Raw genomic sequence first — 12293 nt, 5'->3', positions numbered from 1 at the left:
CGCCGCCCGCCAGACGGGCACCGCACTGGGCATCGCCGTACTGGGCTCGCTCCTCAGCGCCCGCGCCGCGGCCGGGGTGGCGGCCGACATCAAGAACACGACGGGCACCGACGCCCCCACCCTCGCCACCGCGATCGTCGCCCACCACGGCCAGGCCCCGGCCTCCCTGCCTCTCCCGGCCACTACCGTGCACCGCTACTTCACCGAAGCCTTCGCCGACGGCCTGCGCCTGAGCCTGCTGGTCGCCGGCGCCGCGACGCTGGCGGTGACCGCCGCGGTCGCCCGCTTCCTCCGCTCCCGCTCCGCGCCTGCGGTCAGTACGCCGCCGCCCGCCGGTTCGGAGACGCCTGATCGAACTCGCCGCCTTTGATGCCGTGTACGAGTGCCCGGAGGGCGCGCGCCGAGGTGGCGGTGATGACGTCCGGTGCGTCGCTTTCCCTTATGAGGAGGCCGTTGGAGAGGGCAGCGAGCTCAATACATTCCTGACCGCCGTCGCCCACCCGAAAACGACGACTTCTGCCAGTGAATCAGTTGATTGGCCATTGTGCGATCACAGCTCCTTCGCGATGGTGTGAATCAGCTTCATGGAATCGTCGATGCCGAGCGCGAACGTTTCGACAGATTCGAGCAGTGCGCGATATTTCCCGACCTGCGCCTCGGCATCCAGTAGTGCGCCATCGAAGGCATTGTCAACCTGGACCGTATCCAATTGCGGTACGGGGCCGCCGGCGTAGCGGAGCGATTGAATTGACGACGTCATCTCTCTGACACTGAAGGGGATGACCCTGATGGTGGTTGTCGGCCATTCGGCAGCCTCCTGCAGGAAGCCGAGTTGCTCACGCATCACCTGGCGGGACCCGTAATGGATGCGGAGGGCGACTCATGGATGTACGCATCGAACCTGGGAGGCGATGGCCGCTCAAAAATGGTACGCCGCGTCATGCAGTGTCGAACCGCTGCCTCGACTTCTCTCGCTGGACGTTGCGTTATTGATCCGTCGAATACAGTGCGAGCGTAGTTCTCGGTCTGCAGCAACCCGGGAATGGTGGGGAGTGCTCTCTCGTATCGGATGGAACGGGCCTGGTGTCCCAGTTGGCGGATGGCGTGGAGGAAGTGCAGCTCGCCATAGGGCGGGAGCTTCTCGATCACGCGGCGTACTTACTGGTTGATCGCACGGTCGGGGATGGCGAAATGCGGTATCTGGCAGGCCGGTTGGTCGAATCGTTGGGGGATGCGTTGCGGATTGCGGAGGGCCGCGGTGACCGGTTGTCGTTGACCGGCGAGGGGGAGGGCGAGGGTGGTGGTGGCGAGGCTTCGTCCTAGCTGCGCTCCGGCCACTCGAGCCTCCTGGCGAAGTGCAGCCACACGGCCACCGCCATCAGGGCCGCGGCAGGCCCGCCCAGTGTCATGACGGTCGAGGGCGAGGTGTGGTCCACGACGACACCGCCGGCCAGCGCGCCCAGAGAAATGGTCGCCTGGAAGGACGCGGTGAAGAGCACAGAGGCCGCCTCCGGGGTGTGCGGGGCGGACTTGGCGAACCAGGTCTGGGACGAGACGGGAATGGCGCCGTACGCGATGCCCCAGATGATGAGGAGGGCGAGCGCGGCGATGGGCCGGCGGCCGAGTACGGGGAGCAGCGCGGTCGCCGCGGCGAGCAGGCAGGCGGCGGTGGCGAAGGTGGCGTGCGGGTGGCGGGCGACGGCCGCGCCGCCGAGAAAGTTGCCGAGGATGCCGGCGGCGCCGTAGGCGAGCAGGAATGCGGTGACCGATCCCGGGCTCACCCGGGTGACCTGCGCGAGGAACGGCGTCACATACGTGTACGCGCCGAAATGGGCCAGCACGATCAGAAAGGTCGTGAGCAGCGCGAAGCGGGTGTGGACGCTGCGGAGCATGGTGCGGAGCACGGCGAGGCGGGTGGGCCGGACGGCGGGCAGGGCGGGGACCAGCAGCATCAGCATGAAGAAGACCGCTGTGGTGAGCGCCCCCATGGCCAGGAATGCCGTCCGCCAGCCGGCGAGGTCGCCGAGGAAGGTGCCTGCGGGCACGCCGAGGACGGACCCCAGGGGGACGGCGGAGAAGATCACCGCGGTGGCCCGGCCGGCCGATTCCGGTGGGACGAGGCGGTCGGCCAGTCCGGCACCGATGGACCAGAAGCCGCCGATGGTGATGCCGACCATGACGCGGGAGAGCAGCACGAGCCAGTAGAACGGGGCGGCCGCGGCCAGGAAGTTGGCCAGTGCCAGGAGGAGGATGAGGGCGCAGAGCATCAGGCGGCGGTCGATGCGGGCGGTGGCCACGGTGACGGTGGGCGCGGCGACCGCGGCCAGGATGCCGGGGAGGGTCATCATTAGGCCGGCCGTGCCGTCCGAGATGCGGAAGTCGGCCCCGATGGACGTCAGAAGACCTATCGGCAGGATTTCGGTCGTGACGATGGCGAAGATGCCCAGGGTTACGGCGATGACGGCGAGCCGGCCGAGGACGGGGGAACGGGAGGGGACAGGGGCGGTGGGTGTGGTGAGGGGGGATGGGGGTGCGGCGGGCATGGCGGTGTCCTGGTGAGCGGGAGGGGGCGGGGGAAACGGTGCTCACCAGTTCAGCAGGGGGGTGGGGGGAGATCCGGCAGGTTTGCGACCTGGCAGTCGTGGCGGTGGTGCCCGTGCCTGTGGCGGCCCCATGTGCGGTCGACGCGCGGCGGTGCGAGGATTTTTGTGGGGGGAGTGTTGCGGGGGCGGAACCAGCGGTGCTCGGGGGCGTACGAGGAGGCTTCCGGTGACCGAGAAGAAGATGTGGGACGCGGAGATCAGCATCACCGAATCCGGCAGCGAGGTCCGGGCCGAGGCCCGGCTGCGCGGCAAGGAAGGCGGGCAGATGGTCGGCCAGGGAGAGGCCAGGCGTAATCCGGCGGACGAGGATGTGCCCGCCATCGGGGACGAATTGTCGGCGGCGCGGGCGCTGTCGGACCTCAGCCATCAGCTGCTGCAGCGGGCGGCGCACGACATCGAGGTGCACACCTCCAAGCCGGTGGAGCGGCTGCGTTCCTGAGCGGTGGGCCGTTCATGGAGTTTTCCCGCCCGGCAGCCCGTGCCTGTATGGCATGACGTGCCATGCGCGGCATAGGTTGGCCGTATGCCCTCCACAACGCACGGCGCCGTGATGGCGGCGCTCACGCTGGTCCTTGTCGTCGGTGCGGTGATGACCCACCGGTCGGTGGCGCGCAGAACGGGCCGGCCGGCGAAGGCCACGCTGGGGGTACTGCTCGCGGTGGCGGTGTGTCTGGGGATCACGCTGCCCGACCAGATCGTCGGCGGGGCGGCCGAGCGACTCGGGGCGTGTGTGGCCGGTGCGTCGGTCCGCACGCTGACCGGCGGCTTCGCGCACCACGCCGTCAACGTGGTGCTGTGGGTGCCGATGGGGCTGCTCGCTACGTTGGCGTCGCGGCGGCCGGTCGCCGTGACGCTGGCGGGGTCCGGCGCGTGGGCGCTGGTCGAGCTGCTGCAGACGCTGGATCCGGTGCGGTCCTGCCAGCCGGTCGACTGGGCGAACAACACGCTGGGTGTCGCGGTGGGCGCGCTGGTGGGGTGGCTCGTCGGCCGGAGGCGCCGTGATCCCCGGCCGGCCGGGGACGTCCGTACGAGCCAGACCTGACCCTCCGGACAGGCTCTGCTCCTACTCCCCCACCGCCTTCGCGAAGTCCGGCCCCACCGTCAGCGTCACCTCGCCCGGTGTCGCCCCGGCCGACTGGGTGGCCTTGGTGCCGTGCAGGTGGCCGGAGAGGACCGCGGCCTGGGTCTTGAGGGCGGCGGGGTAGGTGATCGTGGTCTTGTCGGCGGCGGGGGCGTTGCCGGTGGTGGTGACCGTGAAGCCGAGTTTGCGGAGCTGCTCGGCGGCGGTGGCGGCCTGGCCGGACGTCCCCGTGCCGTTGAGGACGCGGACGCGGACGGAGCGGGCGGTCACCGGGCTCTTGGCGGCCTCGGCGAGCTTCTTCTTCCCGGCGGCGCCGAGTTCGCGGTCGTGGGCGATATCGCTGAACAGGTCGGCGGTCTGCGGGTACTGCCAGACCACATTGGCGTGGTCGGTCGGGACATCGGCCTCGCGGTAGTAGTTCGGGACGGTCACGAACGTGAGGCGGTCGCTGGGGATGTCCTTGACCGTCGAGGCGAGGCTGGAGAGCGGCTTGAGGCCCCTGAGGTCGTTGTCGGCGATGACGGACTTGGTGGCCGACTTGAGGAATGCGTAGAGGGCGGTGGGGCTGGTCAGCTTGTCCTGGGCCTTCTTGCCCAGCGCCTTCAGGAACTCCTGCTGGCGGCCGATGCGGCCGAGGTCGGAGCCGTCGCCGACGCTGTAGCGGGTACGGACGTAACCGAGCGCCTTCTCGTCCCGTACGGTCTGGCAGCCCGCCTCCAGATCGAGGTGGGCCTTCTTGTCGTGGATGGCGTGCTTGGGGCAGACCTCGATGCCGTCCAGGGCATTGACCATGCCCTTGAAGCCCTGGAAGTCGATCGAGGCGAAGTTGTCGATCCGCAGCCCGGTGTTCTTCTCGACGGTCTTGATGGTGCAGCTGGCGGCCTTCTCGACGCTGCCGCTGTCGCCGCCGATGGAGAACGCCTCGTTGATCTTGAAGTGGTGCGGGGTGGACTTCGAGCCGTTGCCGCGGGTGCAGGCGGGGATCTGCACCCAGGAGTCGCGGGGGAAGGAGAGCGCGGTGGCCCACTTACGGTTGGCGGCGATGTGCAGCACCATCAGCGTGTCCGACTGCATGGTGGTCAGGTTCTTGCCGTACTTGGCGTTGGCGCCCGCGCGGCTGTCGGAGCCGACGAGCAGGATGTTCTTGGAGCCGGGGCTGAGGTTGGCGGGGCGGTCGCCCTGGTCGGAGAAGGGGTCCACGCCACGGATGTTGCCGTCCAGCTCGATGTACGCCCAGACCCCCACGCCACCCGCGGCGAGCAGCACGACGCCGATCACGCCGCCGGTCCAGGCGAGGATCCGGCCGCGGCGGGTCATGCGGACCTTGCCGCCGCGGCGGGAGCGGCCGGAAGGGGCCGAACGGCCACCCTTGCCGGCGCGGCGGGAGCCGCCGGCGCGGCGGGAGGGGGACGGCTCGTCCGCCGTTCCTGATCCGCCGTCGGCCGGCCGGACCTCCCTCAGCTGTTGGGTCTGCCTGTCATCCACGCCGGTGGCCCTTCTGGTCCTTCAGATTCCGGTGCTGGGGAGCAGCCGCACGGTCTCGGGGTCGTAGCGCAGCCACTGCGCCGGAGCGCCGCCGGGCACGGTGCGCAGCCGGCACCACTCCTCGCCCGCCGCGTCCGTCCACCAGCCGCTGATCCGGCCCAACGCCCAGTTCCCGTCGGGGTGGTGGACCTCCACGGGCTGATAGACCCATCGCACCTCCCCGTCCGGAGGCGGGCTGTCCCAGGTCAGGAGTCCGCACCTCGTCGCCATCTCCCCCTCCGGCCGCGCCTGTTGCGCATGTGTGGGTCGCCACCCTACCGGCAAGTTCTACACCTCTGTAGAACGTGCCGGAGAGGCCGACGGCCGGTGTGCGGTGGATCACAGCGCGCGGTGTGCGGCCGGGACGTACGGGGAGTACTTGCGCCAAGTGTGCACTCACAGGGGCGTTGCCGCCTTGAGAACGACGAAGAGGGCTACCGCCGCGTTGAGCGCGGACAGCGCGGAGGCGGCCGTACCGGCGGCGGCGACGAGGGCGGCCAGGCCCGCCGGGGTCAGCGCGGGCGGCCAGCTGCGGGCCGGCGGTACGGGCGCCAGCAGCGCCGCCACCCGGCGTGGCACCGGCCCTGGTTCGGGCGCCGCGAAGTGCGCCAGCTCCGGATCCGGTGCGGGGCGCCCGACCAGCGCCGCCTTGCCCACGGCGCGGGCGGTCAGCCGCCGGTCGCCGACCACCCGCGCGGCCTCCTCGTCCGCCCAGCGCTCGGTGCTGAAGGCGACCGCCGAACGCAGCGGAAGGAGGAGGGGGTTGACGCAGCCGGCGAGGCGTACGGCGAGCAGATAGCGGTGGTGACGGCAGTGCAGATGGGCCCGCTCGTGGGCGAACAGGGCGCGCCGCTCGCCGTCGTCCAGGCTGCGCAGCATGCCCCGCGAGACCGCGATCCGGCCGGGGCGGCCGCGGGTGCCGGGCACGGCGTAGGCGTACGGATCGTCGTCCGGCAGCACCGCGGTGTCCGAGCCGCCCGGCAGCACGTCGAGGGCGCGGTGCGTACGGGCGCGGATCCGGCGGTGGCGGCGCAGCGCGGCGGCGCCCGCGGTGAGGGCGGCGGCCAGCAGGGGGATCGCGGCGACGCCGGCGACCTCGGCGTACGGCACCGCGGCCCGTACCTCCGGGTCGGACCAGCCGTCGGGCAGCGGATTGCCGGGCAGTTGGGCCGTGCCGACGACCATCAGGAGGCCGAGGCAGAGCGTGCTGCACAGGCCGAGTACGGCGGCGAGCAGGCTCAGCAGGCGGGTGCTGCCGCGCGGGTGCAGATGCTGCTCCGCGAGCCGGGCGATCGGCAGGGCCGTGAGCGGCAGGACGAGCGGCAGGAACACGAAGACGCCCACCGGTCAGCCTCCGTGCGCTTCCGGGTCCGTACCGGGGGCCGGGTCCTCGCCGGTCGCGCGGTCCAGGAGGGTGCGCAGCAGCTCCTCGTCGTGCGCGGAGAGCGCGGAGACAAAGCTGGTCAGGACGGCGTCGCGGTCGGGTTCGCCGTCCAGGACGCGGCGCATCCGCAGCGCGGCGAGCCCGGCCTCGTCGGCGGCCGGGGTCCAGACGTAGGCGCGGCCGGCCCGTTCGCGGGTGACCGCCCCCTTGGCGTGCAGCCGGGACAGGATCGTCATCACGGTCGTGTACGCGAGGTCGCCGCCGAGCTGTTCCTGCACCTGGGCGGCGGTGGCAGGACCGGACAGGCCGTGCAGCGCGGCGAGCACCTGGGCCTCCAGCTGGCCCTGTCCGCGCCTCCGGGAGCGCTCCTTGCCGAAGGGCTTGCCGCCCATGCCGCTGCCTCCCCAGTGCGCCAGATGTCCCGCCGGCCGGGACGTCGGGGCATTTTACGGGGGGCCGGGGGCGGGCGGCCGGATGCCGGGTGGGCCGGTGCCGCCCCCGCTCCCTCCGGTGCCGTCCTCAGAGATCGAACTCCGCCGGCGCGATGTCCAGCGCAAAGCACACCTCGCGCACCACACCCTGCTCCGTCTTGTCGAAGTCGCCGTCCGCGCCGCCGATGACGATCCCGATCTGGAGGACGGCCCGCGCCTCGACCGGCTTCTTCTTCACCTTGCCGATCTCCTGCATCACCCCGACCTTGCCGAAGTCGAAGTCGGCGGTGAGCTTGTCGAGATAGCCGTCGAAGCGGCGCTGCAGATCCTCCGCGGCGAAGTTCTGCAGTACCTCGTTGGTGGCGATGAGCTGGGCCACCCGCCGCCGCTCCGCCGGGTCGATGGAACCGTCCGCGGCCGCCACCAGGGCGCACATCGCCATGCTTGCGTCCCGGAAGGCGCCGCTCTTGAGGTCGTTCTTCTTCGCGACGAGCTGGCTCTGCATCGTCTGGGCGGAATCCTTGATGCGGTCCCACAGGGCCATCGTTCTCTCCTTCGGTCGTGCGGGCATATCGGTGCGGGCCATCCGAAATGGTCACGCGGAAGCAAAATCTACAGTGCTGTAGAAGTAATGATGAGAGGGGGTCTCGCCGCATCAGGCCCGCAATCAACCGCTATGGGGGAATTTAGGCGAGTGGTACGGGTACGGTGGAATCACCGACGGGATGGGAATGGGATGCCGAGGTGACTTCCATGGCGATTCTGTTGACGGTGATCGTGCTGCTGGCGCTGATCGCGCTCGGCGTGCTGTTCATCGGCCGGCTCAACGCCCAGTCGGCGGGACGGATGGCCATGCACCACCACGCCGACCTGCACCCGCCGTTCCTGCACCGGACCCCGAGGCGGCCGCAGGACGAGCCCCTCGCCGCGCCACCGGAATCCCCACCGTCCAGCCGCGGAGAACCGCCCTGGAGGAGCGACACCCGGTGACCTCCAGGACCCGACCCCCCACCCCCTCGCCGGCCGAGTACGACGGGACGTCGCCGTTCCCCACCGGCGGCCCCGACGCCCCGCCGGGCAGCGGCCGCCGGATGTACGTCACGATCACCGGCATCATCGTCCTCGCACCCTTCGTCGGCCTGGCGCTCGCCATCCCCCTCCTCTGGGGCAGCGTCGTCGGCCTCCTCGACCTCGCCCTCCTGGCCGTCTTCTACGCCGTCTCGGGCCTGGGCGTCACCGTCGGCTTCCACCGCGGCCTCACCCACGGCAGCTACACCGCGGCCCCCTGGCTGCGCATCGTGCTCGCCGTCGCCGGATCGCTCAGCTTCCAGGGCGACGTCATCGACTGGGTCGCCACCCACCGCCGCCACCACGCCTTCACCGACCGCCCCGGCGATCCGCACTCCCCGTACCGCTACGGCACCAGCCTGCGCGGACAGCTGCGCGGCCTGGTCCACTCGCACATCGGCTGGCTGTTCGGCAACGACCCCACCTCACACGAGCGCTTCGCCCCCGACCTGCTCGCCGACCGCGGCATCCGCGCCGTCGACCGGGCCTTTCCCGCCCTCTGCCTGGTCACCCTCGCCCTGCCCTTCGCGCTGGGCTGGGCGATCGGCGGCTCCTGGGTCACGGGCCTGACCGCTCTCCTCTGGGCAGGCTTCATCCGGATCGCCCTCCTCCACCACGTCACCTGGAGCGTGAATTCCCTCTGCCATGTCATCGGCGAACGGCCCTTCCGCACCCGCCGCCACGACCGGGCGACCAACCTGTGGCCGCTGGCCCTGCTCTCCTTCGGCGAGAGCTGGCACAACCTGCACCACGCCGATCCGACCTGCGCCCGGCACGGCGTCGACCGCGGTCAGATCGACGTCTCCGCCGCCGTCATCCGGCTCTTCGAACGCGCCGGCTGGGTGCGGAACGTGCGCTGGCCGGATCCCGCCCGCGTCGCGGCCCGCCGTATCGAAGCGGGCTGAGATCCGGGTACGACCAGGACCGCTCCCCCTCCATCCCCTGTGCACCGCCAGGAGCACACCATGACCACCGCCCCCCTCGGGCCGCCCCTCCACGAACACCCCGAACCCCCGCCCGTGTCCCGGCTGACCATCGCCCCGCCCGGCCCCGTCCTGCGCCGGATCGACGGCGCCTGGTGGCCCCACTCCACCGACCTGCTGGCCGAACTCCCCGAGCTGCTCCAGGCATTGCCCTTCGACTGGCCCCGCATCACCCACGCCACGGTGAACGGCTCGTCCTGGTGCGCCCTCCCCACCCGGATCCTCGTCGCCGGCCATGTCGTGCGCCTGCGCCGCACCAGGACGACCCGGCCGGGCCCGGACACGGTCTGCCTGGTGGCGCCCGGCCACGGCCGCTGGGACCTGCTGATCATCCCTCCGGACACACCGGAGGCGGAGGCCGTGGAGACCATGGCCAGGATGGCGGGGGAGGCGACGGAGCCGGGCTGAATCCGTCCGGGCGGCCCTACACCGAGGATCCGCGCGCCGCACCCCGGGCCCCTCGCCCCTCGCGCTCGCAACGGCATCGGCCGACCGGTTGACCGGGCTCTGCGACCGGCGGTTCCGGGGGGCGGTTACGCCAACCGGATGGTGTTCATCCGAAGAACGCCGACTTGGGGGCGTCGGTCCTCCGATCCTCGCATTGCGTACTCATCATAAGAAAACGCAACAGATCTCCGGCGGTTGTGCCACCACCCGTACCCCCCCGCCGAGATCCCGACGAAAGTGAGGGGCCATGGCTGCGACCAAGGTCATGAAGTTCTGGGCGGTATGCCTTGCCGTACTCGGCAAGCTGCTCGCGTCCCTGGGCGTCTCCGCCCACGCCTCGGCGGCCCGCCGGGAGGCCGCCCTGGACCGCCCCGCCCCGCGCCCCGCGCCCCCCACCATCGCCCGGCCGCGCACCGAGCCCTCACTGCCGCCGGCGCCCTCCGCACCTGCCGGCTCCGGTGTGCCGCTCTACGGGCAACCCGGCTACGCGCAGCGGAAGTTCGCGTCGGCGCAGCTGCCCCCGACGATCAAGCAGCGCATTCGCGCCGAGGCCCACGGTGCCTCCCCCACCTCCCGCAGCCGCCTGGCCACCAGCGCGGAGCCCCTGTGCACGGTCCCCGTCGCGGCCGCCCTGCACACCGCCGCCACGCACGAGACCCCGGCCGCCATCCCGGCGGCCCGCCGCCGCGAACACGCTGCCTTCGCGGCCTGATGCCCTGGCCCGGTCAGGAGACCGGGAGGCCGGGGAGACCGGGGAGGCCGGCGCCTCCCCCAGTGACCTTGATCGCCGCGTCGCGCGGAGAGCTGTTGCGCAGCCGTCCAGCAATGGGCGGCTTTTTGGTGTGCGCCGTGGGGGATGCCGCGCCCCCTCACACGCGGTCGCGGCGCTCGTCGAGCCATCTCTGCCAGTACGTGCGGCGGTCGGTGCCGGGGTGGTCCAGGACGATGTCGCCGAAGAGGCCGAAGCCGGTGACGCGGATGCGCGGGGTGGCGGCCTCCGGGCCGGAGTGCGGGCGGGTCAGATCGCGGATGTCGCCGAAGAGGTTGTGGCAGTCGACCTCGACCCGGACACCCTCGGGGAGCAGCAGATGCACATCGCCCAGGACCGCACGGGCCGCGACGACCAGTTCGCCGCTCGACGGCGCCAGGGACGCGCACAGGTCGAGGGTCACATCGCCGAGGACCGCGTTCGCCTCCAGGCCTTCCTCCAGTCCGGGGCTGCGGTGCGTGACGTCACCGAAGACGGCCCAGAAGGTGCGCCGGCCGGAGGAGGCGCGGGGCGAGCTGCCGGACGCGGGAGCGTCCGCTGCGGCGGGCAGATCCTCGCCGATGCTCGCCAACTCCTCGCGGGTACGGGCCAGATAGGCGGCCTCGCAGCGTTCGGCCAGCTCCTCCAGGGTCAGCCGGCCCTCCGCGGTGGACTCCCTGAGCCGTTCGACCATGTCCTCGCGCTCGGCGTCCGAGGCGAGCACGGAGGCCGGGGGACAGGCCGGCGCAGGTGAGCCCAACTGCTTGTGAACATCGGGGCGTTGAGGGTGGTCGCACTGTTGGGGCCGGGTCACTTACTCGTCTTCTTTCCCAGCCCCACCAGCGCGAACAGGGCCTCCGCGGCGCCCACGACCGCCATGATCAGTCCCACCTTGTGCAGCGAGACATACGGCAGCTCCACCTGCTGTGTGGTCAGCCAGAGGATCACGCCGACGATCACCAGGACAATGCCGATCGCCATACCCTTCATGGGGTCCCCGTCCCTTGCGGTGAAGTCCGACGCTGCCGGATACGGCGGATGGCGTCGGAGGTGGTTGCAGGGACCAGCCTCCCGCCCCGCCCGGCGCATGCGGATCGACCGCAGGTAGGTAATTCCCGGCCGCCGCCTGCAACTTTCTGTGTAGGACGATCCGGGGAGGGATGACGCCTTTGCCGGACGTCAGGCCGGGGGCCGGGCCGGAGATCAGGGAACGTTGACCGGGTTGACGAACGTGCCCGGGTGGGTGGCGCCCGACTGGTCCAGGATGGCGCCGCCGTACGGCCACTGGAGCTGGAAGGACTTCTTCGCGTTCGGCGGGGTGATCGCGACCGCGCCCGGCTCGATCTTCTTGCCGTCGCCGCCGGCGGAGGGGAGGAGCTGAAAGGTGAACGAGGTGCGCTCACCCGGCTTCAGCTTCACGACGACCGGCTTCTTGGCGGAGCGGGTCAGGTCGAAGGAGCCGCCGTTGGTGCCCTTGATCTGGACGCCCGGGAAGCCGCCGATGGAGCAGGTGCTGCTGCCGGTGTTCTTCAGCCACACGGCGGCGGTCTGCTGGGCGTCGCTGTGCATGTCCGGGCGGCCGCCCCCGTCGGAGCCCCAGCCGGCCTTCAGGTGGTCGGTGGTGCAGCGGGCGCCGGAGCCGCTCGCGGGGGACCCGCCGCCCTGGGCGCCGGCGGTGGAGGCGTTGCCGCCGTTGGCGTTCTTGCCCGAGTCCGACGAGCCGCCGCCGGTGGAGCCCGCGCCCGAGGCCGAGCCCGAGCCCGAGGCGTTCTCCTGCGAGGAGGCCGCGGGGGACACACTGTCCGCGGCGCCGTCCTTGCTGTCCTGGCACGCGGTGAGTGCGATCGCGGCGGCGGCGATCAGCGTGGCGACAGTGGCCTTGCGCCGGAGCGTGGTGTGGTGCGACATGGTGTCCCCTCGAGGTCGTGGAAGTCCGTGGAATTCTGCGGAAGTCCGTGGGAACAAGACTGTTCGCCGGCGTTGGTGATCTACTAACACGTCGCTAACGTCCCGCGACCACCGTC

The 12293-nt window shown here is 71.3% G+C and carries 17 protein-coding genes and 2 pseudogenes; 8 read left to right on the top strand and 11 right to left on the bottom strand.

Annotated features, from left to right (window positions below; genetic code table 11):
* Positions 1 to 370: pseudogene (locus AB0D04_RS26085) on the top strand (hypothetical protein); the annotation flags it as partial.
* Here AB0D04_RS26085 and AB0D04_RS26080 read toward each other — a convergent pair.
* On the bottom strand, positions 315 to 500 hold the full coding sequence (locus tag AB0D04_RS26080; protein ID WP_362707769.1) for a DUF397 domain-containing protein: 186 nt from the start codon (positions 498 to 500) through the stop codon (positions 315 to 317). The pseudogene AB0D04_RS26085 and the gene AB0D04_RS26080 overlap by 56 nt on opposite strands.
* Before the next feature lie 50 nt (positions 501 to 550).
* A pseudogene (locus AB0D04_RS26075) lies at positions 551 to 1149 on the bottom strand (DUF5753 domain-containing protein).
* Between AB0D04_RS26075 and AB0D04_RS26070 the strand changes: the two are divergent.
* Positions 1084 to 1323 (top strand): hypothetical protein, encoded by a 240-nt coding sequence (locus AB0D04_RS26070; RefSeq protein ID WP_362707782.1) that lies wholly within the window; start codon positions 1084 to 1086, stop codon positions 1321 to 1323. The pseudogene AB0D04_RS26075 and the gene AB0D04_RS26070 sit on opposite strands and share 66 nt — an antisense overlap.
* Here AB0D04_RS26070 and AB0D04_RS26065 read toward each other — a convergent pair.
* Positions 1320 to 2543 carry an MFS transporter gene (locus AB0D04_RS26065; protein WP_362707766.1) on the bottom strand — a complete coding sequence of 408 codons (1224 nt, stop codon included), beginning with the start codon at positions 2541 to 2543 and terminating at the stop codon, positions 1320 to 1322. The genes AB0D04_RS26070 and AB0D04_RS26065 overlap by 4 nt on opposite strands.
* 226 nt (positions 2544 to 2769) lie before the next feature.
* On the opposite strand from AB0D04_RS26065, the gene AB0D04_RS26060 reads away from it, so the two are divergent.
* Positions 2770 to 3042 (top strand): DUF1876 domain-containing protein, encoded by a 273-nt coding sequence (locus AB0D04_RS26060; protein WP_362707764.1) that lies wholly within the window; start codon positions 2770 to 2772, stop codon positions 3040 to 3042.
* 84 nt (positions 3043 to 3126) lie between these two features.
* The gene (locus tag AB0D04_RS26055) at positions 3127 to 3645 is read left to right on the top strand and encodes a VanZ family protein (RefSeq protein ID WP_362707761.1); all 519 of its coding nucleotides are present in this window, start codon (positions 3127 to 3129) and stop codon (positions 3643 to 3645) included.
* Between the two features lie 21 nt (positions 3646 to 3666).
* On the opposite strand, the gene AB0D04_RS26050 is transcribed toward AB0D04_RS26055, so the two are convergent.
* The 5 genes from AB0D04_RS26050 to AB0D04_RS26030 form a co-directional block, all read right to left on the bottom strand.
* Positions 3667 to 5001, bottom strand: a complete 1335-nt coding sequence (locus AB0D04_RS26050) for an LCP family protein (protein ID WP_362707777.1) — start codon at positions 4999 to 5001, stop codon at positions 3667 to 3669.
* A gap of 189 nt (positions 5002 to 5190) precedes the next feature.
* Positions 5191 to 5439, bottom strand: coding sequence for a hypothetical protein (locus AB0D04_RS26045; protein WP_362707758.1), 249 nt, complete (start codon positions 5437 to 5439; stop codon positions 5191 to 5193).
* 165 nt (positions 5440 to 5604) lie between these two features.
* Positions 5605 to 6552: a M56 family metallopeptidase gene (locus tag AB0D04_RS26040; protein WP_362707755.1), complete on the bottom strand. Its 948-nt coding sequence runs from the start codon at positions 6550 to 6552 to the stop codon at positions 5605 to 5607.
* Between the two features lie 3 nt (positions 6553 to 6555).
* On the bottom strand, positions 6556 to 6984 hold the full coding sequence (locus tag AB0D04_RS26035) for a BlaI/MecI/CopY family transcriptional regulator (RefSeq protein WP_362707753.1): 429 nt from the start codon (positions 6982 to 6984) through the stop codon (positions 6556 to 6558).
* A 127-nt stretch (positions 6985 to 7111) separates the two neighbouring features.
* The gene (locus AB0D04_RS26030) at positions 7112 to 7567 is read right to left on the bottom strand and encodes a tellurite resistance TerB family protein (protein ID WP_362707751.1); all 456 of its coding nucleotides are present in this window, start codon (positions 7565 to 7567) and stop codon (positions 7112 to 7114) included.
* Between the two features lie 209 nt (positions 7568 to 7776).
* On the opposite strand from AB0D04_RS26030, the gene AB0D04_RS26025 reads away from it, so the two are divergent.
* The 4 genes from AB0D04_RS26025 (at position 7777) to AB0D04_RS26010 (ending at position 10233) form a co-directional block, all read left to right on the top strand.
* Positions 7777 to 8013 (top strand): hypothetical protein, encoded by a 237-nt coding sequence (locus AB0D04_RS26025; protein WP_362707749.1) that lies wholly within the window; start codon positions 7777 to 7779, stop codon positions 8011 to 8013.
* Positions 8010 to 8996 carry an acyl-CoA desaturase gene (locus AB0D04_RS26020; RefSeq protein WP_362707747.1) on the top strand — a complete coding sequence of 329 codons (987 nt, stop codon included), beginning with the start codon at positions 8010 to 8012 and terminating at the stop codon, positions 8994 to 8996. Before AB0D04_RS26025 ends, AB0D04_RS26020 begins: the two co-directional genes overlap by 4 nt.
* A gap of 60 nt (positions 8997 to 9056) precedes the next feature.
* Positions 9057 to 9482, top strand: coding sequence for a DUF5994 family protein (locus AB0D04_RS26015; protein ID WP_362707746.1), 426 nt, complete (start codon positions 9057 to 9059; stop codon positions 9480 to 9482).
* A 286-nt stretch (positions 9483 to 9768) separates the two neighbouring features.
* Positions 9769 to 10233: a DUF6344 domain-containing protein gene (locus AB0D04_RS26010; RefSeq protein WP_362707743.1), complete on the top strand. Its 465-nt coding sequence runs from the start codon at positions 9769 to 9771 to the stop codon at positions 10231 to 10233.
* A gap of 157 nt (positions 10234 to 10390) precedes the next feature.
* On the opposite strand, the gene AB0D04_RS26005 is transcribed toward AB0D04_RS26010, so the two are convergent.
* The 3 genes from AB0D04_RS26005 to AB0D04_RS25995 form a co-directional block, all read right to left on the bottom strand.
* Entirely contained in the window at positions 10391 to 10993 is a 603-nt protein-coding gene (locus tag AB0D04_RS26005; RefSeq protein WP_362707740.1) for a DUF1707 domain-containing protein, read from the bottom strand.
* An 86-nt stretch (positions 10994 to 11079) separates the two neighbouring features.
* On the bottom strand, positions 11080 to 11250 hold the full coding sequence (locus AB0D04_RS26000) for a DUF5708 family protein (protein WP_362707738.1): 171 nt from the start codon (positions 11248 to 11250) through the stop codon (positions 11080 to 11082).
* A 222-nt stretch (positions 11251 to 11472) separates the two neighbouring features.
* Complete coding sequence (locus tag AB0D04_RS25995) at positions 11473 to 12177, bottom strand: DUF4232 domain-containing protein (protein ID WP_362707736.1); 705 nt, start codon at positions 12175 to 12177, stop codon at positions 11473 to 11475.
* Between the last annotated feature and the right edge of the window lie 116 nt (positions 12178 to 12293).

Origin of the sequence: Streptomyces sp. NPDC048483 (assembly GCF_040651455.1) — a bacterium.
Taxonomy (GTDB): Bacteria; Actinomycetota; Actinomycetes; order Streptomycetales; family Streptomycetaceae; genus Streptomyces.
The sequence above is the reverse complement of the archived record's forward strand: the minus strand, read 5'-3'. Positions and strand labels throughout refer to the sequence as shown.